The organism is Thauera sp. WH-1 (genome assembly GCF_047806685.1).
In the GTDB taxonomy this organism is placed as follows: Bacteria; Pseudomonadota; Gammaproteobacteria; order Burkholderiales; family Rhodocyclaceae; genus Thauera.
In genome coordinates, this window is sequence record NZ_JBLQGP010000002.1 from 276356 (window position 1) to 302152 (window position 25797).

Genomic DNA, 25797 nt, shown 5'->3' on the forward strand with positions numbered 1-25797 from the left:
CGCCAGCCTCAGGCCGTGAGCCCCAGCCGGCGGCAGATCTCCAGCGTCGGCGCGGCCTGGTTCATCGAATAGAAATGCAGGCCCGGTGCGCCGGCGGCGAGCAGCTGCTCGCACAGGCGGGTGACCACGTCGAGGCCGAAGGCGCGGATGGCGTCGCTGTCGTCGCCGTAGCTCTCGAAGGTCTTGCGCATCCAGCGCGGGATCTCGGCGCCGCAGGCATCCGAGAAGCGCGCCAGCTTGCTGAAGCTGCCGATCGGCATGATGCCGGGCACGATCGGGGTGTCCAGGCCCAGCTTGCGCACCTCGTCGACGAAGTGCAGGTAGGCGTCGAGGTTGTAGAAATACTGCGTGATCGCCGAGTTGGCGCCGGCCTCGACCTTGCGCTTGAAGGCGGCGAGGTCGTCCTTCGGGCTCTTCGCCTGCGGGTGCCATTCGGGGTAGGCGGCGACCTCGATGTGGAAGCGGTCGCCGGTCTCGGCGCGGATGAATTCGACCAGTTCGCTGGCGTAGCGGAACTCGCCCGCCGCGCCGGCGCCCGAGGGCAGGTCGCCGCGCAGGGCGACGATGCGGCGGATGCCGGCGGCCACGTATTCCTGCAGGATGCCGCGGATGCTGTCGCGACTGGCGCCGACGCAGGACAGGTGGGGGGCGGCCTCGTAGCCGGCGGCGGCGATCTCCTTGACGGTGGCGAAGGTACGCTCGCGGGTGGAGCCGCCGGCGCCGTAGGTCACGGAGAAGAAGCCCGGCTCGAGCACGGCGAGCTGATCGCGCGTGGCGCGCAGCTTGTCGGCGCCTTCGGCGCTCTGTGGGGGGAAAAACTCGATCGAAAGTTCGGTGCGCATGGCGGTATCAGGTGTTGTCGACATCCGGCGTGCGGATGGCGTGGAAGAAGAACTCGCGGTTGCCGTCGCCGCCGGTGATGGGCGAGTCGAACCAGTCGAGGATGATGAATCCGGCCGCGTGCGCCGCCGCGCGCAGCCGCGCTTCGACCTCGGCATACAGCGTCGTGTCGCGCACGATGCCGCCCTTGGCGAGGCCCTGCGGGCCGACCTCGAACTGCGGCTTGACCAGCGCCAGCACATGGCCGGAGGGCGACAGCAGCGCGTGCCACTGCGGCAGCAGCAGCGCGAGCGAGATGAAGCTGGCGTCGCACACGAGCAGATCGAAGCCCTGCGCCGGGTAGTGCGCGCCGAGCGCGGCCGGCGTGAGCTGGCGGGCATTGAGGCCTTCGAGCGTGACGCAGCGGCGATCCTTGCGCAGGCGCGGGTGCAACTGGTCGTGACCGACCTCGACGCCGACCACCTTGGCCGCACCGGCCTGCAGCAGGCAGTCGGTAAAGCCGCCGGTGGACTGGCCGATGTCGAGGCAGACTGCGCCATGCACGTCGAGCCGGCTGCGGGCGAGCGCACCTTCGAGCTTGAGCGCGCCCCGCGACACGAAGCGGTCGCGGTCGTCGGGCGTGACCACCAGCCTGGCGTCGGGCGGCAACTCCAGCGCCGGCTTGCTGACCGGCTGCCCCTCGTGACTGACGCGACCGGCGTCGATCAGCGCGCGCGCCGCGGTGCGCGAGGGCGCGAGCCCTTGCGCCACCAGCAACTGGTCGACCCGCAGCAGGCCGTGGCGGTCGACCGCCTTGCGACTGTCGGCGGCGTGGCGTGGCCGTCCCTGGCGGGCATGGAAGGCGTTCATGCTCATCGGGACGACCTCCTGGGCAGGCTCAGTAGCGGTACGCGTCCGCCTTGTACGGGCCTTCGACCGGCACGCCGATATAGGCGGCCTGGGCCTCGGTCAGCACCGACAGTTGCGCGTTGAGCTTCTTCAGCTGCAGGCGGGCGACCTTCTCGTCGAGGTGCTTGGGCAGCGTGTAGACGCCCACCGGGTACTTGTCGATGTGCTGGAAGAGCTCGATCTGCGCGATCGTCTGGTTGGCGAAGGAGCTCGACATCACGTAGCTCGGGTGGCCGGTGGCGCAGCCGAGGTTCACCAGGCGGCCCTTGGCGAGCAGGATGATGCGCTTGGAGGGTTTGCCATCCATCGGCGGGAAGATCACGTGATCGACCTGCGGCTTGATCTCCTCCCACTGGTAGCCTTCGATGCTGGCGACGTCGATCTCGTTGTCGAAGTGGCCGATGTTGCACACGATGGCCTGGTCCTTCATCTTCGCCATGTGATCGTGGGTGATCACGTGGTAGTTGCCGGTGGCGGTGACGAAGATGTCGGCCTTGTCGGCCGCATCGTCCATGGTCACCACGCGATAGCCTTCCATTGCCGCCTGCAGGGCGCAGATGGGGTCGACCTCGGTCACCCAGACCTGGGCCGACAGCGCGCGCAGGGCCTGGGCCGAGCCCTTGCCGACGTCGCCGTAGCCGGCCACCACCGCGATCTTGCCGGCGATCATGACGTCGGTGGCGCGCTTGATGCCGTCGACCAGCGACTCGCGGCAGCCGTACAGGTTGTCGAACTTGGACTTGGTGACCGAATCATTGACGTTGATCGCCGGAAACTTCAGCTCGCCGCGCGCGTGCATCTGGTACAGGCGATGCACGCCGGTGGTGGTCTCCTCGGTCACGCCCTTGATCTGCGCGAGGCGGGTCGAGTACCACGCGGGGTCCTGCGCCAGCTTGGCCTTGATCGCGGCGAACAGCACGGTCTCCTCTTCCGAGCCCGGCTTGGCCAGCACCGAGAGGTCCTGCTCGGCGCGCGCGCCCAGGTGCAGCAGCAGCGTGGCGTCGCCGCCGTCGTCGAGGATCATGTTGCTGTAGATCTTTTCACCACTTGCCGCCGCCGGCCATTCGAAGACGCGGTGGGTGTAGTCCCAGTAGTCGGCGAGCGACTCGCCCTTGACCGCGAACACCGGGATGCCGTCGGCGGCGATTGCCGCGGCGGCGTGGTCCTGGGTCGAGAAGATGTTGCACGAGGCCCAGCGCACTTCGGCGCCGAGCGCGGTCAGCGTCTCGATCAGCACCGCGGTCTGGATGGTCATGTGCAGCGAACCGGTGATGCGCGCGCCCTTCAGGGGCTGGCGGGCGGCGTATTCCTCGCGGATCGCCATCAGGCCCGGCATCTCGGTTTCGGCGATGCGGATTTCCTTGCGGCCCCAGTCGGCGAGCGACAGGTCGGCGACGACGAAATCGGTGAAGTTGGTGTCAGCCACAGCGTTCATGTGAAGCTCCATGCTATGGCCGGGCAGCGATGCGGGCGGGCAGCGACACTGGCTGCGAGGGCTCACCCGGCATCCCGAACCCGGCAGGGTTGAAGACGATTAGCAGGGTGAGCGCCGTTGTACTGCAACCCGCCGGGCGGCGGGGTCCGAGCCTGGGGGCCGCGGCCGGCAAAGCCGGCGGGCGCCTCGCAGCGCTCCTCGGAAAGTCGCGATTATAACCGCGTCAACCGCTCGCGCGGCCGTTGTTGCGCACGATGCTGACGATCAGCGTGATCACCGTCAGCGGCAACACGTAGCCGAGCATGATCCCCGAGAAGGCGGGCAGGCTGTCGTGCTTCTGCGCCTGCAGCACCAGCCAGGCCGTGTACGCCGCGTAATAGCCCAGGAACACGCCGCCTTCCCAGCGCGCGATCTCGCGCCCGGTGATCATGATCGGCAGGCAGGCGAAGGCCACCGCCAGCATCACCCACAGGTCGAAGTTGCGCGCCGCCTCCGACACCGGCAGGCCGGCGCCCGAGACGATGCCGGTGACGCCGAGCACGGCGAGGATGTTGAACACGTTGCTGCCGACCACGTTGCCCACCGCGATGTCGCGCTGGCCGCGCACGGCGGCGACGATCGAGGTGGCAATCTCGGGCATCGAGGTGCCTACCGCCACTACGGTGAGGCCGATCACCAGGTCGCTGACGCCGAAGGCACGCGCAAAGGCCACCGCCGCCTCCACCAGCCAGTCCGCGCCCACCACGAGCATCGCCAGGCCCACCACCACCAGCGCGATCTGCACGCTCCAGTGGCGGTCCCAGTTCGAGGTCGGGATCTCGGTCTCGAACTCGTCCTGCACCGCCTTCGAGGCGCGCCGCGACTGCACGACCAGGAAGACGGTATAGGCGATCACCAGGCCGAACATCACGATCGACTCGAGCAGCCCGATGCGGCCGTCGAGCGCCACCACCACCAGCAAGACCGAGGCCCCGATCATGATCGGGATCTCCTGGCGGATGATCTGCTCATCGACCAGCAGCGGCGTGATCAGGGCGGAGATGCCCAGGATCAGCAGGATGTTGGCGATGTTGCTGCCGACCACGTTGCCGATCGCCAGGTCCGGGCTGCCCGACAGCGCCGAGCCCACCGACACCGCCATCTCCGGCGCGCTGGTGCCGAAGGCGACCACGGTGAGGCCGACCACCAGCGGCGACACGCCGAAGGACACCGCCAGGCGCGAGGCGCCGCGCACCATCACGTCGGCACCGATGACGAGTACGGTGAGACCGGCGACGAACATCAGGACTTGCTGGAGCATGGGATTCCCCGCTTACAGCCCGGCGTCGGCGCGCAGCGCGGCGGCCTTGTCGGTCTGCTCCCAGCTGAAGTCGGGCTCGTCACGGCCGAAGTGGCCGTAGGCGGCGGTCCGGGAGTAGATCGGGCGCAGCAGGTCGAGCGTCTGGATGATGGCCTTCGGGCGCAGGTCGAAGTGCTTGCCGATCAGCGCCACGATCTGGTCGTCGGTCACCTTGCCGGTGCCGAAGGTGTTGACCATCAGCGACACCGGGCGCGCCACGCCGATCGCGTAGGCCACCTGCACCTCGCACTTGTCGGCTAGGCCGGCGGCGACGATGTTCTTCGCCACGTAGCGCCCGGCATAGGCGGCCGAGCGGTCGACCTTGGACGGGTCCTTGCCCGAGAACGCGCCGCCACCGTGGTGAGCCGCGCCGCCGTAGGTGTCGACGATGATCTTGCGCCCGGTGAGGCCGCAGTCGCCGTGCGGGCCGCCGACCACGAAGCGGCCGGTGGGGTTGACCAGGTAGCGCACGTCGCCCTGCATCAGTTCGGGCGGCAGCACCGGCTTGATGATCAGCTCGATGACGGCCTCGCGGATCTGCGCGTGGGTCACGTCCGGGTCGTGCTGGGTGGACACCACCACGGTGTCGATCGCCACCGGCTTGCCGTCCACGTACTTCACCGTGAGCTGGCTCTTGGCGTCCGGGCGCAGCCAGGGCAGGCGGCCGTCCTTGCGCACTTCGGCCTGGCGCTGCATGACGCGGTGCGCGTAGTGGATCGGCAGCGGCATCAGGCTGTCGGTCTCGTTGGTGGCGTAGCCGAACATCAGGCCCTGGTCGCCGGCGCCCTGGTCGAGCGGGTCGTCGTTGGCGTTGTCCACGCCCTGGGCGATGTCGGGCGACTGGCGGTTGATCGCCGCCAGCACCGCGCAGCTCTTGTAGTCGAAGCCGATGTCGGAGTTGTCGTAGCCGATGCGGCGGATGACGTCCTGCGCGATCTCGCGGTAGTTGGGGTGGGCGGTGGTGGTGATCTCGCCCGAGATCACGACGAGGCCGGTGGACACCAGCGTCTCGCAGGCGACGCGCGCCTTGGGGTCCTCGGCCAGGATGGCGTCGAGCACGCCGTCGGAGACCTGGTCGGCGACCTTGTCCGGATGGCCTTCGGATACCGACTCGGACGTAAACAGAAATTCAGCCATGTTGCCTTGCTCCAGAAACAGAAAATCCCCGATCAGCCAACGACTTGCGTCTGCGGCCGGCTCCGGGGATTTCGTCGAGCAGCCGACGCTTTAGCAGTATTTTGCGCCCGTTGCTGCTGGCCGCGCCGCCCTGCAAGTTGTCGAGTTAACTCGGCGGCAAGGCCCGGATTATAGACCGGGATCGCTGGCTGTGTAAGCATTCGGCCCTGTGCTGAGAACCGGTGGCTGACTCGACGTGCTGCTTTCGCTTGTGTTTCGCCTGCTTTCGCGCCTGCCGCTGCCCTGGCTTCACCGCCTCGGCGGCTGGATGGGCTGGCTGACCTACAAGGCGTCGCCGTCCTACGCCCGCCGCCTGCGCGACAACCTCGCCAATGCGCTCGGGCGCGAGGACGAGGCGGTGCTGCGGGCGGCGGTCGTCGAGGCCGGCCGCCAGGCGCTCGAGCTGCCCTTCATCTGGCTGCGCCCGGCGCACGAGGTGGTGGCGGCCGCGGTGCGCACCGAAGGCTGGGAGCTGGTCGAGCAGGCGCGCGCCGAGGGGGCCGGCATCCTCTTCATCACGCCGCACCTGGGCTGCTTCGAGATCACCGCGCAGTGCATCGCGGCCAGGATTCCGATCACCGTGCTCTATCGCCCGCCGCGCAAGGCCGAGCTGCAGCCGCTGATGGAGGCGGGCCGCGCCCGCGGCCAGATGCGCACCGCGCCGGCCGACCTGTCGGGCGTGCGCAAGCTGGTCAAGACCCTGCGCAGCCACGAGGCGGTGGGCATGCTGCCCGATCAGGTGCCGGGCGCGGGCGAGGGCGTGTGGGCGCCCTTCTTCGGCAAGCCGGCATGGACGATGACGCTCGCCGCGCGCCTGGCGGCGGTGAAGGGCGTGCGCGTGATCTACACCTGGGCCGAGCGCCTGCCGCGTGGCGAGGGCTACGTGTTCCGCCTGCAGGCGCCCACCGAGGCGCTGACCGGAGAGCTGGAAACGGACGTCGCGATCATCAACCGCGAGGTCGAGCGCATGATCCTGCAGTGCCCGCAGCAATACCTGTGGGGCTACAACCGCTACAAGGGTCCGCGCCGCGAGCGCGACGCAGGCGCGGCGGCCGCGACGGCGGAGCGGGACGGTCCGGCATGAGCCGTCTCGTGATCGCGTTGATCTGGCTGCTGCACTGGCTGCCGCTGACGCTGCAGGCGCGCATCGGCAGCGGCTTCGGCCTGCTGCTGTACGGGGTCGTGGCGCCGCGGCGCAAGGTGGCGCTGACTAACCTGCGGTTGTGCTTTCCCGAGCTGTCCGAGGGCGAGCGGCGCGCGCTGGCGCGCCGCAACTTCGCCTACATCGGGCGCAGCATGCTCGAGCGCGGGCTGGCGTGGTGGGCGAGCCCGGCGCGCCTGCGTCGCCTGGTGCGCATCGACGGCCTCGAACGCCTCAACGCTCTGCGTGCCGAGGGGCGGCCGGTGATCCTGCTCACGCCGCACTTTCTCGGCATCGACGTCGCCGGCACCCGGCTGTCGATGGAGGGCGAGTTCATCACCGTGTACTCGCCGCAGAAGGACAAGGTCTTCGACTACTGGCTCAAGCATGGCCGCAGCCGCTTCAACGACCAGGTCGTGCTGTCGCGCCACGAGGGCGTGCGCGCGACGGTGAAGGCGATGAAGTCCGGCCGCCCCTTCTACTACCTGCCCGACCTCGACTACGGCCGCAAGGAGTCGATCTTCGTGCCCTTCTTCGGCGTGCCGGCAGCCACCATCACCGGCCTGCCGCGCCTGGCACGCCTGGCCGGCGCCGCGGTGATGCCCTGCGTCAGCCGCATCCTGCCAGGCGGCGCGGGCTACGTGCTGGAGCTGGGCGCGCCGTGGGCGGACTACCCGAGCGCCGACGTCGAGGCCGACACTGTGCGCATGAACACCTGGCTCGAGGGCGTGGTGCGCAGCATGCCCGAGCAGTACTACTGGGTGCACCGCCGCTTCAAGACGCGACCGGAAGGCGAAGCGCGCATCTACTGAACCACGGCGATCGGCGCGCCGACGGTGGACGCTGCGCGCCGCGGTGGAGGACAATCGCGGCTTGCGGATCTTTTCCGTCATCTGTCATTTTTGCCTTCCGGAACGCCCCCTGATGAAACTGCGCTTCACAAAGATGCACGGCCTTGGCAACGACTTCGTCGTCATCGACGCCACGCGGACGCCGGTCGAGCTGACGCCGGCGCGGGTGAGGGCGATCGCCGACCGCCACTTCGGCGTCGGCTGCGACCAGCTCCTGGTGGTCGAGCCCGCCGCCCAGGCCGACGTCGATTTCCGCTACCGCATCTTCAACGCCGATGGCGGCGAGGTCGAGCAGTGCGGCAATGGCGCGCGCTGCTTCGTCCGTTTCGTCCATGACAAGGGCCTCACCGACAAGCGCGAGATCCGCGTCGAGACGCGCTCGGGCGTCATCGCGCCGCGTCTGGGCGAGGACGGTCTGGTCAGCGTCGACATGGGCGTGCCCGAGCTCGAGCCGGCCCGCATTCCCTTCCTGTCCGACTCCGACGCCGTGGTGCAGCCACTGGCGGTGGGCGAGCGGACCGTCGCCATCACCGCGGTGTCGATGGGCAACCCGCACGCGGTGCAGGTGGTGGCCGACGTCGATGCCGCGCCGGTGGCCGAGCAGGGCGCCTTGATCGAACGCCACGAGCGCTTTCCGGCGCGCGTCAACGCGGGTTTCATGCAGGTGCTCGACCCGCATCGGGTGCGCCTGCGCGTGTTCGAGCGTGGCGCCGGCGAAACCCTGGCCTGTGGCACTGGCGCCTGCGCGGCCGTGGTCGCTGGCATCCTGCGCGGCCTGCTGGTGTCGCCGGTGCGGGTTGAGACCCGTGGCGGCGAGCTCGAGATCGACTGGGTCGGCCCGGGCACCCCGGTACGGATGACCGGCCCCGCCGTGACCGTGTTCGAAGGCGAGATGGAACTGGCCTGAAGGAATATCGAATGAATGCCCAAGATGTCGCGCACTATCTGCGCAGCCACCCCGATTTCCTCAACGAACACCATGAGCTGTTCGCCGAGCTCACCGTGCCCCACCCCCGCCATGGCGGGCAGGCGATCTCGCTCGCCGAGCGCCAGCTTCATGCGCTGCGCGACAAGATCCGTCTGCTCGAGCTCAAGCTCGCCGAACTGATCCGTTTCGGCGAGGAGAATGACGACATCAGCAGCAAGGTCCATCGGCTGTCGGTCACCCTGTTGCAGGCGGGCAGCGCGGCCTCGGTGCGCCAGGCCGTGGTCAGCAGCCTGCAGGACGACTTTGCCGTGCCGCACGTCGGCCTCGAGCTGTGGGCGGCGGGGGCGCAGGGCGATGCCTGCGGCGTCAGCGAAGCGGCGCGCCGTCATATCGACAGCCTGCGCCATCCTTACTGCGGGGCGCCCGAGAGCATCGAGGTGGCGAGCTGGTTCGGCGAGGCCGCGCCGCATGTCCGCTCGCTGGCCCTGATGCCGCTGCGCAGCCAGGGCGTGTGCTTCGGCCTGCTCGCGCTCGGCAGCGCCGAGCCCGAGCGCTTCTATCCCGAGATGGGCACGCTCTACCTCAACCGCATTGGCGAGCTGGTGGCGGCCGCACTCGCCGCGCACGCGGCCTGAACGCACCCGCGCAAGGGGCGCCGCGAGCATGAAGCGCAGCCGGACATCCAGCCCCGGGGCCGGCAGCCGCCGCGAATCGAGCGCGCCGAAGGCGCTCGCCAGCCCCTCGGTGGCGCCCCTGCCGGCCGACGGCGAGGCCTGGCTCGACTGGCTCGCCAGCCAGCGGCGCGCGGCCGAGCTGACGCTGAAGGCCTACCGGGTGGGGCTGCATGCCCTGTTGCGGCTGGCCGACGGGCGGGCGCCGGAGACGCTCGACACGCAGGACATCCGCCGCTTTGTCGCCCGCCTGCATGGCGAGGGGCTGAGCGGGCGCTCGATCGCCCGCCACCTGTCGGCGTGGCGCGGCTTTTTCCGCTGGCTCGCGCGTCACCGCGGCCTGCGCGCCAATCCCGCGCTCGGCGTGCGGCCACCGAAGTCGCCCGCCACCTTGCCCCGGGTGCTGTCGCCCGACCAGGCCAAGGCCTTGCTCGACCCGGCGCCGGAAAGCCTGCTCGAAATACGCGATATCGCCATATTCGAGCTTTTTTACTCGTCCGGCCTGCGGGTTTCCGAGCTGGCGGCGCTCGATGTCGCGCGCGGCGTGGACCTGGACGAAGGCCTGGTCACCGTCACCGGCAAGCGCAAGCGCAGTCGCAGCGTGCCGGTCGGCGGGCCGGCCATCGAGGCGCTGAGGCGATGGCTGGCCGTGCGTGGCCAGCTCGCGCCGGCGGGCGAGGCCGCGCTCTTCGTCACCCGCAGCGGCGGCCGCCTGAGCACCGGCGGCATCGCCAGCCGGCTGGGCCATCGCGCGCAGGTGCTGGGGCTGGGCGTGCATGTGCATCCGCACATGCTGCGCCACAGCTTCGCCAGCCACCTGCTGCAGTCCAGTGGCGACCTGCGCGCGGTGCAGGAATTGCTCGGCCATGCCAGCATCCGCAGCACCCAGATCTACACCCATCTCGACTTCCAGCACCTGGCCAGGGTCTACGACGCCGCCCACCCGCGCGCGCGCAAGTAGGCTGCCGGATCTTCCCCAGCTTGGGTATTTCCGCACAGAGCGCCGCCAAGGCCTCGGTTATGCTGCGCGCCAGGAAGCATTTAATAAATATTTAATTTATGTCGGTATTGCAGGCATTCGCCTTGTGCGAATGCGCTGCGTACCGCAGAAACGCCATGTCCTCTTCACTCCAGCTCAATGGCGAGCCGCCCGCGGCGGACGTATCTCACGACGAGATCTCGCACCCTTCTTCCCAGCGCATTCTCAGGTCGGTGGCCCTGCTGCTCGCGCGCCACGAGATTCGCAACCTGCGGCGCTGGTTCGAGGAGTTCGATCGCGACATCCTGCTGCCGATCCTGCTCGGCGAGATTGCGTTGCACAATATCGGCGCCTTCGACACCGGTGGCGGACGTGGCGGCGACGGCGCGGACAAGGGCGGGCGGCCGCGCCCGACGGCGGTCGAACCGGTTCCGACCGCGGTGGACCTGGACTGTGCGATGAAACCCTGTAATGCCTACTCGATCGCCGCCGCGACCGGACTGCCGCGCGAGACCGTGCGGCGCAAGGTCGTCCGCCTCGTCGAACTGGGCTGGATCAGCCGCCAGGACAATGGCCACCTCTTCATCAGTCGCGAGGCGCTGGCACATTTCGGCCGGCTGTTGAGTTCGCGAGAGCTGTCGGAGCTGCTTGAAACGGCCGATCGCGCGCGTGCCCTGCTCGACACGCCCCCCGCAGCCTGAGCCTCAGGGCGTGCGTGTGCTGCCCGGCGCCCGGTAGTCCGGGTTGGGGCCAGGGGTGGCCTGGTACATGGCGGCGCTGATCAGCGCCAGTGCCAGCAGCACGAGCAGGAAGTAACGGCGTTGCGCCCGCGCGGCCGCCAGCTTGCGGCGACCGCTGTAATACATCTCGTGCATGTAGTGAGCGCCAAGCACAGCCAGCACCAGCAGGCCGGCGCCGAGCAGGCGCGATGCGTTGGCGTCGAACTGGCGCCCGATCGCCGGATCCCAGCGCTCGGGCAGGAAGAACACCGGTGCCTGCATGATCAGGTAGAGCCCGCCCACCAGGCACAGGGTCAGCATGACCACCTGCAGCGAACGCACGGCAGGCTCCGCTCAGGCGTCGAACAGCTCGCCGCCGGTGCGCGGTGGCGCCAGCCCGAAGTGCTGCCAGATCGAATGCGTCGCCATGCGCCCGCGCGGCGTGCGCTGCAGGTAGCCCTGCTGGATCAGGTAGGGCTCGATGACGTCCTCGATGGTGTCGGTCGATTCGCCGATCGCTGCCGCGATGTTGTCCAGGCCGACCGGGCCGCCGCCGAACTTCTCCAGCATCGCAGACAGCAGCTTGCGGTCCATCAGGTCGAGGCCGAGCGTGTCCACATCCAGCATCTTCAGCGCCGCGTCCGCCACCGCCGCCGTGATGTGGCCGCCGGCCTTGACCTCGGCGTAGTCGCGCACCCGGCGCAGCAGGCGGTTGGCGATGCGCGGCGTGCCGCGCGCGCGGCGGGCGATCTCGAGCGCGCCGGCGTCGTCGATCTCGACGTTGAGCAGGCGGGACGAGCGGCTGACGATGAAGGCGAGCTCCTCCGGCGTGTAGAACTCCAGCCGCGAGACGATACCGAAGCGGTCGCGCAGCGGATTGGTCAGCATGCCGGCGCGGGTGGTGGCGCCGACCAGGGTAAACGGCGGTAGGTCGAGCTTGACCGAGCGCGCCGCCGGCCCTTCGCCGATCATGATGTCGATCTGGAAGTCTTCCAGCGCGGGGTAGAGGATCTCCTCCACCACCGGCGACAGGCGGTGGATCTCGTCGATGAAGAGCACGTCGTGCGGCTCGAGATTGGTCAGCAGCGCGGCCAGATCGCCGGCGCGTTCGAGCACCGGGCCGGAGGTCTGGCGCAGGTTCACCCCCATCTCGGCGGCGACGATGTGGGCCAGCGTGGTCTTGCCCAACCCGGGCGGGCCGAACAGCAGCACGTGGTCGAGGGCCTCGCTGCGCTTGCGCGCGGCCTGGATGAAGATCTCGAGCTGCTCGCGGATCTTGGCCTGGCCAACGTACTCGGCCAGGCGCTTGGGCCGCAGCGCGCGCTCGATGGCGTCTTCCTGGCGGTCGGCCGGGCGGGGGGAGATCAGGCGCTCGGCGGTGCCGGCCTGCAGCTTGTCGGTTTCGATCATGGTGGCAGCTTAGCGTGTGTTCAGCCCTTCGACAGCAGCTTCAGCGCCTGGCGGATGCCGTCTGAGACGCCGACGTCCTCGCCCAGCCCCTTCATCGCGGACAGCGCCTCGCGCTCGTTGTAGCCGAGCGCGAGCAGGGCGTTGAGGATGTCGCTCTTCGCATCCGGTGGCGCCCCAGGGACGGCGGCGAGCCGGGCCCCGGTGACGCTTGGCAAGGCCTTGCCGAGCTTGTCGCGCAGCTCGAGCAGCAGGCGCTCGGCGGTCTTCTTGCCGATGCCGGGGATCTTCACCAGACGGCCGCTTTCCTGCAGCGCGACGGCCTGCGCGAGGTCGCTCACCGACAGCCCGGACAGCACGGCGAGCGCCATGCGCGCGCCGATGCCCGACACCTTGAGCAATTGGCGGAAGGTGGCGCGCTCTTCCTCGGTGGCGAAGCCGAACAGGAAGTGGCCGTCCTCGCGCACCACGTGGTGGGTGTGCAGGCTCACCACGCCGCCGGTCGCGGGCAGGTTGTAGAAGGTGCTCATCGGCACGTCGATCTCGTAGCCGATGCCGTGCACGTCGACGAGGATCTGCGGCGGGTTCTTTTCCAGCAGGGTGCCGGTGATGCGTCCGATCATGATTGCGCCTGGCCAAGCGGGGAAGATGAGGCCGGAGTCTACCAGCGCGGCGCGGGCCTGCCCGTCCTCGCGGGTGAAAATTCATACAGTCCTGACGCCGGCAGCGGCGTTCCCTGGCACGGCGCTGCGGTGCCGCGCCTGCCTCAGGCTAGAATCGTGGGCTTTCGCGCTGGCGCGCGCCGCCTGTGTCCACAATGAGGAGCCCCCCGATGCTGCCGATGAAGAAGCTGTCCGTTGCGCTCGCCCTGTGCGGTGCCGCCACCGTCAACGCCACCGCCCACGCGGCCGACATCAAGGTCGGCATCGCGCTCGACATCTCCGGCCCCTTCGCAGCGCTCGGCGCCGAGGCGCGCGACGGCTTCGAGCTGGCGATCGAGAAGCTCGGCGGGCAGCTCGGCGGCAAGCCGACGGAGTTCCTGCGCACCGACTTCGGCGGTAATCCGGAGCAGGCCAACCAGCTCGTTGCGCGCTACCTGCAGCGCGACAAGATCGACTTCTTCACCGGCCCGATCGGCTCCAACGCCGCCCTCGCCGTCGGCCCGGCGCTGTTCGCCGCCAAGGTGCCCTACCTGTCGGCCAACCCCGGCCCCAGCGCCTACGCCGGCGACAAGTGCAACGCCTACTTCTTCGCCCAGTACCAGAACGACACCTACGACGAGGCCGCGGGCAAGGTCGCCAACGAGAAGGGCTACCGGAACGTGGTGCTGATCGCGCCCAACTATCCGGCGGGCAAGGACCACCTCAACGGCTTCAAGCGCCAGTTCGCCGGCACGGTGAGGGACGAGATCTACACCCGCCTGGGTCAGATCGACTACGCCGCCGAGATCGCGCAGATTCGCGCCGCCAAGCCGGACGCGGTGTTCTTCTTCCTGCCCGGGGCGATGGGGATCAACTTCGTCAAGCAGTACGTCGGCGGCGGCCTCAAGGACATCCCGCTGATCGCGCCTGGCTTCTCCGCCGACGAGGACGTGATCCAGGCGGTGGGCGAGCCGATGATCGGCGTGCTCAACACCGCGCACTGGGCGCACGACCTCGAGCTGCCGGCCAACGCCGAGTTCGTCGCCGCCTTCCGGCACAAGTACGACGGCCGCTACCCCTCGGTGTATGCGGCGATGGCCTATGACACCCTGATGGCGATGGACGCCGCGGTGCGCGACGTCGGCGGCAACATCGAGGACCGCGAGGCCCTGCTCAAGGCGCTGAAGAACCCGAGCTTCCCGTCGGTGCGCGGCGACTTCCAGTACGGTGCCAACAACTTCCCGGTGCAGAACTACTACCTGCGCGAAGTGGGCAAGGACGCCGACGGCCGCATCACCAACAAGCTGGTGGGTGTGACCCTCGAGCAGCACCAGGACGCCTATGTCGGCGAGTGCAAGATGTAAGCGGCCGGGTCGCCGCCGCGATGGATGCCATCTTCGTCTTCGAGCAGCTGCTCAACGGCCTGGGCTACGGGCTCATGCTGTTCCTGATCGCCGCCGGGCTCACGCTCGTGTTCGGCATCATGGACACCATGAACCTCGCCCACGGCTCGCTCTACATGGCCGGCGCCTACGTCGCCGCGCGCGTGCATGAGGCGAGCGGCTCCTTCGCCGGCGCGGTGGCGCTGGCGGTGCTGGTGACGGTGGCGATCGCCGCGCTGCTCGAGTGGCTGGTGGTGCGCCGGCTGTACCGGCGCGACCACCTGGTGCAGGTGCTGGCCACCTTCGGCATCATCCTGATCGCCGACGACGTGGTGAAGATGATCTGGGGGCCGGCGCCGATCATGGCCTCGACCCCGGCGGCGCTCGCCGGCCCGGTGCAACTGCTCGACGGCCTGCCCTATCCGTCCTACCGCCTGCTGCTGATCGGCGCCGGGCTGGCGGTGGCGCTCGGGCTCTACCTGCTGGTGAACAACACCCGCGTCGGCATGCTGGTGCGCGCCGGCGCCTCGAACCGGCAGATGGCCGAATACATGGGCGTGCGCGTGGGCGCGGTGTTCGCCTTCGTGTTCGCCCTCGGTGCGGCGCTGGCCGCGCTCGCCGGGGCGCTGATGGCGCCGATCAGCGCGGTGCAGGTGGGCATGGGCGAGACCATCCTGATCCCCGCCCTGGTGGTGATCGTGATCGGCGGTATCGGCTCGGTGCGCGGCGCCTTCGTCGCCGCGCTGCTGGTCGGGCTGGTCGATACCGCCGGCCGCGCCTTCCTGCCACCGGCGCTGCGTGCGGTGCTGCCGCCCGCGGTGGCGGCCGACCTCGGCCCGGCGCTGGCCAGCATCGCCATGTACGTGCTGATGGCGGCGGTGCTGAGCCTGAAGCCCGCCGGGCTGTTCCCGGCGCGCGGGTGAGGGCGGCGATGGAGGAACGCGTCCCCGCGCTGTGGCGCCGCCTGCCCTGGCTGGTGCTGGCCCTGCTGGCGGTGTTTCCGCTCGTCGCGCCGGCCTTCGGGCTGGAGTACTACGTCGGCTTCGTGCGCCGCGTGCTGATCGTGGCGATCGCCGCGACCAGCCTCAACTTCATCCTCGGCTACGGCGGCATGGCGGCGCTCGGCCATGCCGGCTTCGTCGGTGTCGGCGCCTATACGGTGGTGGCGCTGGTCGAGGCCGGCTTCTCGTCGGCCTGGCTGGCGTGGGGCGCGGCCGCCGTCGTCGGCGGGGTGGTTGCGAGCGCCATCGGGCTGGTGTCGCTACGCACGCGCGGGGTGTACTTCATCATGATCACGCTCGCCTTCGCGCAGATGCTCTACTACCTGGCGGTGTCGCTGCGCACCTGGGGCGGCGACGACGGCTACGGCCTCTACAGCCCGCTGACGCTGGGCAGCTGGCTCGACGGTGCGCACCCGCAGGTCTTCTACTGGGTGGTGCTGGCGATCGCCGCGGCAGTGTTCGCCCTCTTCAGCCGCGTCGCGCACTCGCGCTACGGCCACGCGCTGCGCGGCATCCGCGACAACGAGACGCGCATGGTGGCGCTCGGCTACCCGGTATTCCGCCTCAAGCTCGCAGGCTTCGTCGCCGCCGGCGCGGTGGCGGGCCTGGCCGGCGGCCTGCTCGCCAGCCACAACGCCTTCGTCAGCCCGGGCATGATGCACTGGACGCAGTCGGCGCTGCTGCTCGTGATGGTGATCCTGGGCGGCGCCGGCCGGCGCTGGGGCGCCCCCCTGGGCGTGGCGCTGTGGCTGACGCTGGAGGAGGTGCTGAAGCTGTACACCGATTACTGGCACTGGCCGCTCGGCCTGCTCCTGCTGCTGATCGTGTTCCATGCGCCGCAGGGCCTGGCGGCGCTGTTCGAGCGCCGCGGGGGGCGGGCATGAGCCTCTTTCACGCGCAGGGCCTGGTCAAGCGCTTCGGCGGCCTGCTCGCTACCGACCACGTCGAGCTGGCCGTGGAGGCGGGTGAGATCCACGCCCTCATCGGCCCCAACGGCGCGGGCAAGTCCACCCTGGTCAATCTGATCTCCGGCCTGCTGCCGGCCGACGCCGGGCGCATCGTGCTCGACGGCGTCGATCTCACTGCGCTCGCGCCGCACCAGCGCGTGCGCCATGGCCTGGCGCGCTGCTTCCAGATCACCAGCGTGTTCCGCAACGACAGCGTGCGCGACAACCTGCTGCTCGCGGTGCAGGCACAGGCCGGCTCGAGCTTTCGTGCGCTGCGCCGGCGCGAGGCGGAGCATGCGCTGACCGCCCAGGCCGAGGCCCTGGCCGCGCGCACCGGGCTTGCCGCGGTGCTGGAGCGCAACGCCGGCACCCTGCCGCACGGTCTGCAGAAGCGCCTGGACGTGGCGCTCGCGCTCGCTGCGCGGCCCAAGCTGCTGCTGCTCGACGAGCCGATGGCCGGCATGGGGCCGGAAGACTCGCAGCAGATGGTGGCGATGATCGCCGGCCTGCGCCGTGACACTGCCATCCTGCTCATCGAGCACGACATGGACGCGGTGTTCCAGCTCGCCGACCGCATCTCGGTGCTGGTCTATGGCCGGGTGCTGACCTCGGGCGATGCCGCGCATGTGAAGGGCCACCCCGAAGTGCAGTCGGTCTATCTGGGCACGGAGGTGGCGGGGTGATGATGGCCTACCGCACAAGGCCGTGCAGCTTGCGGGCGCGGGCCCCGTCCGACGCCGCTGGAGCGCCGCGATGAGCGCGCCGCTGCTGAGCTGTCGCGGCCTGGAGGCCGGCTACGGGGTGAGCCAGGTGCTGTTCGGTCTGGACTTCGACATCCAGCCCGGCGAGGTGCTGGCCTTGCTCGGGCGCAACGGCATGGGCAAGAGCACCACCATCAAGACCCTGGTCGGCGGCCTGCGCCTGCAGCGCGGCGAGATCCGCTTCGACGGCCGCCCCATCCACGCCGCCAGCGCCGACGCCATCGCGCGGCTGGGCGTGGCGATCGTGCCCGAGGGCCGGCAGTGCTTTCCCAACCTCACCGTGCGCGAGCACCTCGTCGCCTTCGCCGATACCCGCAACGGCGTCGCCGAGCCGTGGACGCTGGCGCGCCTGTACGCGCTCTTCCCCCGCCTGGCCGAGCGCGCCGGCCACATGGGCAACCAGCTCTCCGGCGGCGAGCAACAGATGCTGGCGATCGCCCGCGCGCTGTCGACCAACCCGCGCCTGCTGATCCTGGACGAAGCCACCGAGGGCCTGGCGCCGGTGATCCGCGACGAGATCTGGCGCTGCCTGGCGCTGCTCAAGGCGCAGGGCCAGACCACGCTGGTGGTGGACAAGTACGTCGACAAGCTGCTCGCGCTCGCCGACCGCAACCTCATCCTCGAGCGCGGGCGCATCGCCTGGCAGGGCAGCTCGGCCGAACTGGACGCCCGGCGCGATCTGTGGACGCGCTATCTCGGGGTTTGAGCGCGCGCCGCCCGCGACTGCAGCGCCTGGCGCTGCTCGCGCAGGAAGGGACGGTCGATGTGCCGCCCCAGTTCGTCGAGGTCGGCTTCGCCAACCCCTTGGGCGGCAAAGTGCGCGCGCCAGCCTTCGACCACTTCGGCCACGCGACGCGCCTCGTCCCGCGCGGCCTGCGGGCTCAGCCAGTACTGCGCGCAGGCGCTGAGCGCATTGTCGATCGATGACTCGGCGCCGCGTTCGCCCACTTCCATCGCCTGGTAGCCGAGCGACTGCGCGCACGGCAGGACGTCGAAGGCGGGCGCCAGCGCATAGTGCTGCTCCGGCCCGACCAGCAGGACATGGTTCTTCTCGTGGTCGTCCGTGTTGTCGATCAGGATGTTGAACACGAGGCGCCGGAAGAGCTCGTGCATCTGCTGCCGATTGGCTTCGGTCTTTCCCCGCCGGCGCAGCAGCAGAGCGAGATTAGGGTAGGACAGCTCGACGCCGGCGGCGCGCAGGGCCACCTTGGCCGAGAGTGCATGCAGCCGCCGGTCGGGGGCGCGGTCGAAGCGGCGGATGGCGACCGCCACGTCGCGGCCGAGCACGATCGCGCGCGTCTCGGCGACCTGGATTCCCGCACTTGCGGCCAGGGTCATCGTCGCGTGCTCGATCAGCGGCTCCGCCGGACGATCGTCTTCGGCAAACTTGATCACCCATTGCGCGCCCTCCAGCTCGAACAAGCCCTTCGGCCGCGCGCCACCCATGGTCACACCAGGGGCGAGGAGCCGCTTCTGGCGCTCGTCGACCGCTTCACGCGCCAGCACCCGGCGCACCACCTCGTGCACCGCCTGCAGATCGCCAAGTCGCGGCAGCGGGCCGATCTCGTGCGGCTGGTAGGCATCCGCGCGGGTCGACACGCCCAATGCGCCGAACCGGTCGTCACCGGCGTAATACAGGTAGTCGAGCACGGACAGGCGCGGCGGCCGGTCGAGCAGGCGGATCACGCGCTCGCCCCAGCGTTCGGGCCGCGCGTCGTCGACGGCGCCGGCGGCGCTGTCCTTGTCGTGGGGGAAGTGCTCGATGTCGGTGAGGGGCAGGTCCTCGCTGAGCGCAAAGCCGTCCTTGAGCCAGGCATCGGCATAGCGTAACGAGACCCCACGGCGGTTCATGACCAGGTTGAGCGTGCCGACCACGCGCGGGGCCTCGGGCTGGCCGAGGTGCCACAGATACAGCGTGTCGGGCAGTGCCGGATGCAGGCTCACTGGTCGTCCTCGGCGTTCGGCGTGGGTGGCGGTGTGGCGCGCGACGCACGCGTTCGCCTGGCGCGCAAGCGGCTCGCCTGGCGCACGTCGGACTCGAGGGCGCGCAGGTCCTTGGCCGGGTCGGCCAGCTCGGCAAGCCCTGCCGACAGGCCAATCAGCCACAGCGCGGTGGCGTACACGCCCATGCTCACCGTCGGGTCGCCCTTTTCGAGGCGGATCAAGGTCGGCACCGAGACCCCCAGGCGGCTGGCCCATTGCCTCTGCGACTCCTTGCGCCGCAGGCGCGCCAAGGCGCAATGCTCGCCGAGTGTCTGCAGTGCGAGGCTCACCTCAGGAGGCAGGGCATCGAGTGCGAGCGAGGACTTCGACATCACATATAGCTCTCTTCAGAACAACTCGAGAACAAGTATATGTAAGTTATCGGGTCGGTGCACTGAGCTCGGAGGCAGGCTGGGGGCGTGGCTCGGTGGCTGTCTCAGGCGAAGGCCAGCACGCCGGCGAGCACGCTGCCATGCGCCAGCGCGGCGACGATGGTGCGCTTGATGGCCGTGGCCAGCTCCGAGGGGTCGGAGGCGTGCTCGAGCAGGTCGCGGCCGGCGGGGAAGGACAGGGCCACGGTGAGCGCGGCGGCGGCGCTCTTCTGCGGCAGCAGTTCGTTGGCCACCATGGCGACCAGCCAGGCGTAGGCAGCGATGGCGATCAGCAGGTAGCCCCACTTGGCCACCTGCGGGCCGAGGCGCACCACCAGGGTGCGCTTGCCGCTGGCGGCGTCGCCGTCGTGGTCGGGGAACTGGTTGATGAACAACAGGTTGGCGACCAGTAGCGCGTAGGAGAGTCCGGCGGCGACCGGCAGCAGGTCGAAGGCGCCGCGCTGCACGAAGTCGGCGCCGACGACGACCAGCAGCCAGCAGGCGACGATGACGAGTTCGCCGAAGCCGCGGCACACCAGCTTGAGCGGTGGCGCGGAATAGGCCCAGCCCAGCGCCAGCCCGGCCAGCCCGATCACCAGCAGGCCGGGTCCGGCCTGCCAGGCGAGCCACACGCCGCCCAGCACCACTGCCGCGAGCAGGCCGTAGCCGAGCAGTGCCGTCTGGCGCAGCGTATGCACGCCGTTCTGGATGAAGCGGCTGCCGCCGGTGAAGGGGAACAGCCGGCCGCGGTTGGCGTCATCGGCGCCGCTCAGGGCGTCGTGATAATCATTGACGACGTTGCCGCCGGCGTGGGCAAGGAGCGCGAACAGCACGGTGAGCGCGGCGCGCAGCGGGTCGATGGCGACGCCGCCGGCATGGGCGCTGGCGATGCCGATCAGGCAGCCGACCAGGGTCACGGCCAGGAAGGCCGGCCGGGTGGCGGCAAGCCAGCGCACGAGCGGATTGGCGAAGCCGCCCGGGCGCGGCTCGGCCGGCTGCATGGGTGGTGGGCTCACAGCAGCACGATGTCGTACTGTTCCTGCGTGTAGCTGGCCTCGGCGTGCAGCGAGACCTTCTTGTCGATGAAGTCGGACAGCATCGCCAGCGACTGGCTTTCCTCGTCGAGGAAGAGATCGATCACGTCGGGCGAGGCGAGCACGCGGAATTCCTTGGCGTTGAACTGGCGCGCCTCGCGCAGCAGCTCGCGCAGGATCTCGTAGGCCACGGTGCGCGCGGTCTTCACCTCGCCGCGGCCGCTGCAGGTGGGGCAGGGCTCGCACAGCAGGTGGGCGAGGGATTCGCGGGTGCGCTTTCTCGTCATCTCCACCAGGCCGAGCGCGGTGAAGCCGTTGATCGTCATCTTGGTGTGGTCGCGTGCCAGCGCCTTGCGGAACTCCTCCAGCACCATTTCGCGGTGCTCGACGTTTTCCATGTCGATGAAGTCGATGATGACGATGCCACCGAGGTTGCGCAGCCGCAGCTGGCGGGCGATGGCCTGGGTCGCTTCGAGGTTGGTCTTGAAGATGGTGTCGTCGAAGTTGCGCGCACCGACGAAGCCGCCGGTGTTGACGTCGACGGTGGTCATCGCTTCGGTCTGGTCGATGATCAGGTAGCCGCCGGACTTGAGCTCGACGCGGCGGGCGAGCGCCTTCTGGATCTCTTCCTCGACGTTGTAGAGCTCGAACAGCGGGCGCTCGCCGCTGTAGTGCTCGAGCAGCGGCAGCACCTTGGGTGTGTACTCGGCGGCGAAGGCCGTGAGCTTCTGGAAGTTCTCCCGCGAGTCGACGCGGATGCGGGCCGTCTCGTCATTGGCGAGGTCGCGTAGCGCCCGCTGGCCCAGGCCGAGGTCCTCGTGCAGCAGGCGCGGCGGGAAGACGCCGGCGGTGCTGGCCGAGATCTCGCGCCACAGCTTGCGCAGGTAGGCGATGTCGGCGGCGAGTTCTTCGTCGGAGGCCGATTCGGCCATGGTGCGGACGATGAAGCCGCCGGGCTCCTCGTCCGGCACCAGGGCGGTGAGGCGGCCGCGCAAGGCCTCGCGCTCGGCCTCGTCCTCGATCCGCTGCGAGATGCCGATGTGCTTTTCCTGGGGCAGGTACACCAGCAGCCGGCCGGCCAGGCTGACCTGGGTCGACAGGCGTGCGCCCTTGGTGCCGATCGGATCCTTCAGGACCTGCACCATCAGGCTCTGGCCTTCGGCCAGGATGCGCTCGATCGGGCGCGCGCCCTCGCCGTTCTGGCGGTCGCTCCAGATGTCGGCCACATGCAGGAAGGCGGTGCGCTCGAGGCCGATGTCGATGAAGGCCGACTGCATGCCGGGCAGCACGCGCACCACCTTGCCGAGGTAGAGGTTGCCGACGATGCCGCGGCTGGCGGTGCGCTCGATGTGAAGCTCCTGCACCACACCCTGCTCGATGACGGCGACGCGGGTTTCCTGCGGCGTGAAGTTGATCAGGAACTCGATGCTCACGCCTTGTCTCCGGTGGTGAACAGTTCGAGCAGCTGCGCGGTCTCGAACAGCGGCAGGCCCATGATGCCGGAGTAGCTGCCGTGGATCTCCTCGACGAACACCGCGGCGCGGCCCTGGATGCCATAGGCGCCGGCCTTGTCCAGCGGCTCGCCGCTGGCCACGTAGTGGCGGATGCTGTGCTCGTTGAGCGTGGTGAAGCGCACCTGGCTGATCGACACCCGGCTGCGGATGCGCTCGCCGTTGCTCACCGCCACCGCGGTCAGCACGCGATGGGTGCGCCCGGACAGGCGGCTGAGGATAGCGTGGGCGTCGGCTGCATCGCGGGGCTTGCCGATGATCTCGCCATCGAGCTCGAGCGTGGTGTCGGCGGCCAGCACCGGGTGGCGCAGCAGCTTGCGCCACAGCACGCGACGCATGCCGGCCTCGGCCTTGGCCAGTGCGAGGCGCTCGACGTAGCGTTCGACGCCCTCGCCGGGCAGCGGCGTCTCGTCCACGTCGGCATCCTCGCCGCGCTCACCGTCGCGGAAGGTGAGGACGTCGAAGTTCACTCCGATCTGGCGCAGCAGGTCGCGCCGGCGGGGGCTCTTGGAAGCAAGGTAGATGCGCGGGTACATGGGCGTCAGGCGGTGTCTATTCGCGATGATAGGGGTGGTTGCGCAGCACGGTCCATGCGCGGTACAGCGCCTCGGCCAGCAGCGGACGCACCAGGGCGTGGGGCAGGGTGAGGCTGGACAGGCGCACGGCCTCGTGCGCGCTGGCCTTGAGGGCGGGCGCGAGGCCGTCGGGGCCGCCCACGATCAGGGCCACGTCCTGGCCTTCGCCCTGCCAGGCTTGCAGGCGCTGCGCCAACGCCACGGTGCTGAGGTCGGCGCCGCGTTCGTCGAGGATCACCCGCCGGCAGCGCGCTGGCAGCGCGGCTTCGATGCGTGCGGCCTCGGCCGTCATCATGGCCTCGACGGTCTTGCCGCTGGTGCGCGGCTCGGCCTTCACCTCGACGAGCTGCAGCGGCAACTCGCGCGGCATGCGGCGGGCGAACTCGTCGAAGCCGGCCTGCACCCAGCCCGGCATGCGGTGGCCGACGGCAACGAGGACGAGCTTCACGGCAGCACGTGCGTCAGGTCAGCGGCTGGTCGCGGCCCGGCGGCTGGCGGCCGTGGTGTTCCACAGCTCCTCGAGCTTGTAATAGCTGCGCACCGCGGGCTGCATCACATGCACGACGATGCTGCCGAGGTCGACCAGCACCCATTCGCCGGTGTCCTGGCCTTCGACGCTGAGCACCTCGCCGCCGGCTTCCTTGACCTTGTCCTGCACGTTCTGCGCCAGGGCGCGGGTCTGGCGGCTGGATTCGGCGCTGGCGATGACGATGCGGTCGAACAGCGGCGTATGCGTCGAGGTGTCGATGACCTCGATGTCGCGCGCCTTGATGTCCTCGAGCGCGGCAACGACGATTTTCTGCAGGGTGGGGATGTCCATGGGCTCAGCCGTAGAGATGGTGCGCGGCAATATAGTCGAGAACGGAATCGGGCAGCAAATAGCGCACGCTGTGGCCGTTCCGGACCAGGTCGCGGATGAGTGAGGCGGAAATCGCCAGGGGCGTCATGTCGAAGGGCAGGACGCAGCCGGCGGGGGTGGTGGCCAGGTCGGCCGGGTCATTGCGGTGGCGGCCGTGGCAGGCGGCAGCGAGTTCGGGTGACAGCGTGGCCGGCCAGCGCCGGCCGTGCGGCGCATAGCCGGGGCGGTTGGCGACGGCGATGTGGGCGAGTTCGAACAGCTCCTGCCAGCGATGCCAGCCCGGCAGGCCCTCGAAGGCATCGGCGCCGAGGATCAGCACCAGCGGCCGCGCCGGGCCGAGTTCGGCGCGCAGGCGCTCGAGCGTGAGCACGGTGTAGCTCTTGTCGCTGCTGCGCACCTCGCCGTCGTCGACTTCCAGCGCCGCATTGCCGGCAATCGCCAGGCGGGCCATCGCCAGGCGATGTTCGGCGCTGCTGCGCGGCGCGCCGCGGTGGGGCGGCTGGCCGGCGGGGATCAGGCGCACGGCGGCGAGACCGAGGGCCTCGCGCGCTTCTTCGGCGAGCCGCAGGTGGCCGAGGTGGATGGGGTCGAAGGTGCCGCCGAGCAGGCCGAGCGGGCCGAGCGGGCCTTTGGCGCGCGCACCCGCGGTGGTCGCGAGGCGCGACTCAGGCGGCATCGTCGGCGTCCAGCGGTGGGCGGGCGATGGCCGGCGGCGCGTCGGGTAGGCCGAAGACGTCGCGCGTGGTGGTGTAGAAGGTGGCGAAGATGACAGGCACGACGATGAGCGGGATCGGCAGCGAGGCCAGGGTGCCGAGCGTGGGCGACAGCAGGCCGAGCACGCCGATGACGAGTCCGGGCAGGATGGCGCCGAAGATCGCCACGCCGATGGCGTAGGCGAGGAAGGGGCGCCAGTTCTGCAGGCAGGCGTAGAAGCTGAAGAACAGCGCCTTGGGCGCGGACACCTTCCACCACGCGGCGAGCACCGGGGCGAACCAGTAGGCCATCACCACCGGCGTCGACAGCACGATGGCAATCAGCAGGGTGAAGCCGATCGCAGAGTCGCCGGCAGGCTGCTCGTCGATGCCCTCGCCGCGCATCAGCGCGAACAGGCTGCCGTCGTCGACCAGCGAGACCAGCAGCAGCACCACCAGGGTGGCGACCAGATAGATGCCGCCGATCGCGATCAAGGCCTGCAGGTTGGTCTTGAAGCCGGAGAACAGCACCTCGGGCCCGACCTTGCGGCCGCCGTCGATGGCGCGGCAGGCGTTGAGCACGCCCACCGACAGCGCCGGCATCAGCAGCGAGGCGGCGAGCTGGCCGAGCAGCGGCACCAGGCTCAGCACGACGATGGCGAGCAGGTAGCCGAAGGTGGCGAAGGTGATCAGCGCCGGGTTGCGGCGCCACAGCGTGAGGCCCTCGCGCAGCCAGAACCAGCCGCGCTGCATGGGGAGTCGGTTTGCTTGCATTGAAATGTCTTGGGTAGCGTCGTCTGACTAGTTGCGGGGCGGTTCGTTCGGCGAGGGCGGCGCAGGCGGCTCGTCCGGCGCGGGCGCCTCGGTGGGCGTGGATCCGTCGCTGTCTTTGGGTGGGGGTAGGGCGAGCAGGGCGGAGAAGGTCTCCTTCCAGGCCGCATACAGGGCGCCGGCGATCACCGGGATCAGCACCAGGATACCCAGCCCGAAGGGGATCATCGCCACCCAGCCCAGCACGTAGAGCAGCGCGGCGAGCACGATGAAGGCAAGCAGGTTGTGGAAGCAGGCGCGCACCGACAGCTTCATGGCGTCGAGCGGGGCGACCTCGTGCAGCATCACCAGCGCCGGGGCGAACCACATCGCCATCATCAGCAGCGCCCACAGCACGGTGAAGGCCACCACGCCGAGCATCATGCCGCCCGCCGCCATGCCCATGCCGGCCAGCGCGCCCACGGCCAGGCCGGTGAGTGCGGCGCTGCCGCCAATCGCCGCCGCAACCAGGGCAGCCAGCAGCAGGCCCAAGAGGTGGAACAGACCGACCAGCAGCAGATTGCCGGCATGGCGGCGGATGCCGTCGAAGAGCGCGTCGATGCGTAGCGGCTCGCCGCGATCGAGCGCCTGGGCGCCCGACAGCATGCCCGCCACCAGCACCGGCAGCGCCACCGGCGCCGCGGCCCAGCCGAGGAAGGGCAGCATGCCGAGGGCGGCGATGATGACGAAGAAGATCAGGGCCTGGATGACCCACTGCCCGGGCGCCTTGATGAACAGCCGCCAGCCTTCGGCCAGCCAGTTGAGGGCGTGGCTGGGGGCAACATCGCCGGGGGCGGGCGGCGGCGGATGGGGTGGGCGGGGGGCGGGGTTCATCGTCGGGCGTGCGCTCGGTTCA

At 69.8% G+C, this 25797-nt stretch carries 29 protein-coding genes and 1 riboswitch; of the genes, 11 read left to right on the forward strand and 18 right to left on the reverse strand.

Annotation, left to right across the window (positions count from 1 at the left end; genetic code table 11):
- Positions 1-8: 8 nt before the first annotated feature.
- The 5 genes from metF to metK all read right to left on the reverse strand — a co-directional run bounded on the left by metF (position 9) and on the right by metK (position 5639).
- A complete protein-coding gene (gene metF / locus ACMV5O_RS03550; RefSeq protein ID WP_416162185.1) occupies positions 9-842 on the reverse strand; it encodes a methylenetetrahydrofolate reductase [NAD(P)H] in 834 nt (277 codons plus the stop codon).
- Positions 843-849: 7 nt separating this feature from the next.
- Positions 850-1695, reverse strand: a complete 846-nt coding sequence (locus ACMV5O_RS03555) for a TlyA family RNA methyltransferase (protein WP_416162186.1) — start codon at positions 1693-1695, stop codon at positions 850-852.
- 22 nt (positions 1696-1717) lie between these two features.
- On the reverse strand, positions 1718-3163 hold the full coding sequence (ahcY, locus tag ACMV5O_RS03560) for an adenosylhomocysteinase (protein WP_416162187.1): 1446 nt from the start codon (positions 3161-3163) through the stop codon (positions 1718-1720).
- Positions 3164-3265: 102 nt separating this feature from the next.
- A riboswitch (S-adenosyl-L-homocysteine riboswitch) is annotated at positions 3266-3369 on the reverse strand.
- Between the two features lie 17 nt (positions 3370-3386).
- Positions 3387-4463: a calcium/sodium antiporter gene (locus tag ACMV5O_RS03565; RefSeq protein ID WP_416162188.1), complete on the reverse strand. Its 1077-nt coding sequence runs from the start codon at positions 4461-4463 to the stop codon at positions 3387-3389.
- Positions 4464-4475: 12 nt separating this feature from the next.
- Entirely contained in the window at positions 4476-5639 is a 1164-nt protein-coding gene (metK, locus tag ACMV5O_RS03570; RefSeq protein WP_416162189.1) for a methionine adenosyltransferase, read from the reverse strand.
- A gap of 235 nt (positions 5640-5874) precedes the next feature.
- Between metK and ACMV5O_RS03575 the strand changes: the two genes are divergently transcribed.
- The 6 genes from ACMV5O_RS03575 (at position 5875) to ACMV5O_RS03600 (ending at position 10949) form a co-directional block, all read left to right on the forward strand.
- A complete protein-coding gene (locus ACMV5O_RS03575) occupies positions 5875-6762 on the forward strand; it encodes a lysophospholipid acyltransferase family protein (RefSeq protein WP_416162190.1) in 888 nt (295 codons plus the stop codon).
- Positions 6759-7631, forward strand: coding sequence for a lysophospholipid acyltransferase family protein (locus ACMV5O_RS03580; protein ID WP_416162191.1), 873 nt, complete (start codon positions 6759-6761; stop codon positions 7629-7631). Before ACMV5O_RS03575 ends, ACMV5O_RS03580 begins: the two co-directional genes overlap by 4 nt.
- Positions 7632-7743: 112 nt before the next feature.
- A complete protein-coding gene (dapF, locus tag ACMV5O_RS03585; RefSeq protein ID WP_416162192.1) occupies positions 7744-8577 on the forward strand; it encodes a diaminopimelate epimerase in 834 nt (277 codons plus the stop codon).
- Between the two features lie 11 nt (positions 8578-8588).
- A complete protein-coding gene (locus ACMV5O_RS03590) occupies positions 8589-9233 on the forward strand; it encodes a DUF484 family protein (RefSeq protein ID WP_416162193.1) in 645 nt (214 codons plus the stop codon).
- A gap of 28 nt (positions 9234-9261) precedes the next feature.
- Positions 9262-10230 carry a tyrosine recombinase XerC gene (locus ACMV5O_RS03595; RefSeq protein ID WP_416162194.1) on the forward strand — a complete coding sequence of 323 codons (969 nt, stop codon included), beginning with the start codon at positions 9262-9264 and terminating at the stop codon, positions 10228-10230.
- Positions 10231-10385: 155 nt separating this feature from the next.
- Entirely contained in the window at positions 10386-10949 is a 564-nt protein-coding gene (locus tag ACMV5O_RS03600) for a hypothetical protein (RefSeq protein ID WP_416162195.1), read from the forward strand.
- Between the two features lie 3 nt (positions 10950-10952).
- Here the strand turns inward: ACMV5O_RS03600 and ACMV5O_RS03605 are convergent, their stop codons facing one another.
- From ACMV5O_RS03605 to ruvA, 3 genes are read right to left on the reverse strand one after another with little or no spacing between them, the layout of a single operon-like run.
- Positions 10953-11309 (reverse strand): hypothetical protein, encoded by a 357-nt coding sequence (locus tag ACMV5O_RS03605; protein WP_416162196.1) that lies wholly within the window; start codon positions 11307-11309, stop codon positions 10953-10955.
- 12 nt (positions 11310-11321) lie between these two features.
- Positions 11322-12377, reverse strand: coding sequence for a Holliday junction branch migration DNA helicase RuvB (gene ruvB, locus ACMV5O_RS03610; protein WP_416162197.1), 1056 nt, complete (start codon positions 12375-12377; stop codon positions 11322-11324).
- 20 nt (positions 12378-12397) lie between these two features.
- A complete protein-coding gene (gene ruvA, locus ACMV5O_RS03615; protein ID WP_416162198.1) occupies positions 12398-12997 on the reverse strand; it encodes a Holliday junction branch migration protein RuvA in 600 nt (199 codons plus the stop codon).
- 209 nt (positions 12998-13206) lie between these two features.
- Here ruvA and ACMV5O_RS03620 point away from each other — a divergent pair, with 209 nt between their 5' ends.
- The 5 genes from ACMV5O_RS03620 to ACMV5O_RS03640 all read left to right on the forward strand — a co-directional run bounded on the left by ACMV5O_RS03620 (position 13207) and on the right by ACMV5O_RS03640 (position 17812).
- A complete protein-coding gene (locus tag ACMV5O_RS03620; protein WP_416162199.1) occupies positions 13207-14379 on the forward strand; it encodes an ABC transporter substrate-binding protein in 1173 nt (390 codons plus the stop codon).
- Between the two features lie 20 nt (positions 14380-14399).
- Positions 14400-15320 (forward strand): branched-chain amino acid ABC transporter permease, encoded by a 921-nt coding sequence (locus ACMV5O_RS03625; RefSeq protein WP_416162334.1) that lies wholly within the window; start codon positions 14400-14402, stop codon positions 15318-15320.
- A gap of 8 nt (positions 15321-15328) precedes the next feature.
- The gene (locus ACMV5O_RS03630) at positions 15329-16282 is read left to right on the forward strand and encodes a branched-chain amino acid ABC transporter permease (RefSeq protein WP_416162200.1); all 954 of its coding nucleotides are present in this window, start codon (positions 15329-15331) and stop codon (positions 16280-16282) included.
- Positions 16279-17028, forward strand: coding sequence for an ABC transporter ATP-binding protein (locus ACMV5O_RS03635; protein WP_416162201.1), 750 nt, complete (start codon positions 16279-16281; stop codon positions 17026-17028). Before ACMV5O_RS03630 ends, ACMV5O_RS03635 begins: the two co-directional genes overlap by 4 nt.
- A gap of 70 nt (positions 17029-17098) precedes the next feature.
- A complete protein-coding gene (locus ACMV5O_RS03640) occupies positions 17099-17812 on the forward strand; it encodes an ABC transporter ATP-binding protein (protein WP_416162202.1) in 714 nt (237 codons plus the stop codon).
- Here ACMV5O_RS03640 and ACMV5O_RS03645 read toward each other — a convergent pair.
- The 10 genes from ACMV5O_RS03645 to ACMV5O_RS03690 all read right to left on the reverse strand — a co-directional run bounded on the left by ACMV5O_RS03645 (position 17797) and on the right by ACMV5O_RS03690 (position 25775).
- A complete protein-coding gene (locus ACMV5O_RS03645; protein WP_416162203.1) occupies positions 17797-19050 on the reverse strand; it encodes a type II toxin-antitoxin system HipA family toxin in 1254 nt (417 codons plus the stop codon). The genes ACMV5O_RS03640 and ACMV5O_RS03645 overlap by 16 nt on opposite strands.
- Entirely contained in the window at positions 19047-19421 is a 375-nt protein-coding gene (locus tag ACMV5O_RS03650; protein ID WP_416162204.1) for an XRE family transcriptional regulator, read from the reverse strand. Before ACMV5O_RS03650 ends, ACMV5O_RS03645 begins: the two co-directional genes overlap by 4 nt.
- A 104-nt stretch (positions 19422-19525) precedes the next feature.
- Positions 19526-20461, reverse strand: coding sequence for a prenyltransferase (locus ACMV5O_RS03655; RefSeq protein ID WP_416162335.1), 936 nt, complete (start codon positions 20459-20461; stop codon positions 19526-19528).
- An 11-nt stretch (positions 20462-20472) separates the two neighbouring features.
- Positions 20473-21927, reverse strand: coding sequence for a ribonuclease G (rng, locus tag ACMV5O_RS03660; RefSeq protein ID WP_416162205.1), 1455 nt, complete (start codon positions 21925-21927; stop codon positions 20473-20475).
- The gene (locus ACMV5O_RS03665; protein WP_416162206.1) at positions 21924-22541 is read right to left on the reverse strand and encodes a Maf family protein; all 618 of its coding nucleotides are present in this window, start codon (positions 22539-22541) and stop codon (positions 21924-21926) included. Before ACMV5O_RS03665 ends, rng begins: the two co-directional genes overlap by 4 nt.
- 16 nt (positions 22542-22557) lie before the next feature.
- On the reverse strand, positions 22558-23028 hold the full coding sequence (rlmH, locus tag ACMV5O_RS03670; protein ID WP_416162207.1) for a 23S rRNA (pseudouridine(1915)-N(3))-methyltransferase RlmH: 471 nt from the start codon (positions 23026-23028) through the stop codon (positions 22558-22560).
- Positions 23029-23046: 18 nt separating this feature from the next.
- Positions 23047-23400, reverse strand: coding sequence for a ribosome silencing factor (gene rsfS / locus ACMV5O_RS03675; RefSeq protein WP_416162208.1), 354 nt, complete (start codon positions 23398-23400; stop codon positions 23047-23049).
- 4 nt (positions 23401-23404) lie between these two features.
- Complete coding sequence (gene nadD / locus ACMV5O_RS03680; RefSeq protein ID WP_416162209.1) at positions 23405-24115, reverse strand: nicotinate-nucleotide adenylyltransferase; 711 nt, start codon at positions 24113-24115, stop codon at positions 23405-23407.
- Positions 24105-24905 (reverse strand): BPSS1780 family membrane protein, encoded by an 801-nt coding sequence (locus tag ACMV5O_RS03685; RefSeq protein WP_416162210.1) that lies wholly within the window; start codon positions 24903-24905, stop codon positions 24105-24107. The genes nadD and ACMV5O_RS03685 overlap by 11 nt, the downstream gene beginning before the upstream one ends.
- A gap of 27 nt (positions 24906-24932) precedes the next feature.
- On the reverse strand, positions 24933-25775 hold the full coding sequence (locus ACMV5O_RS03690; RefSeq protein WP_324539885.1) for a BPSS1780 family membrane protein: 843 nt from the start codon (positions 25773-25775) through the stop codon (positions 24933-24935).
- Positions 25776-25797: the final 22 nt, after the last annotated feature.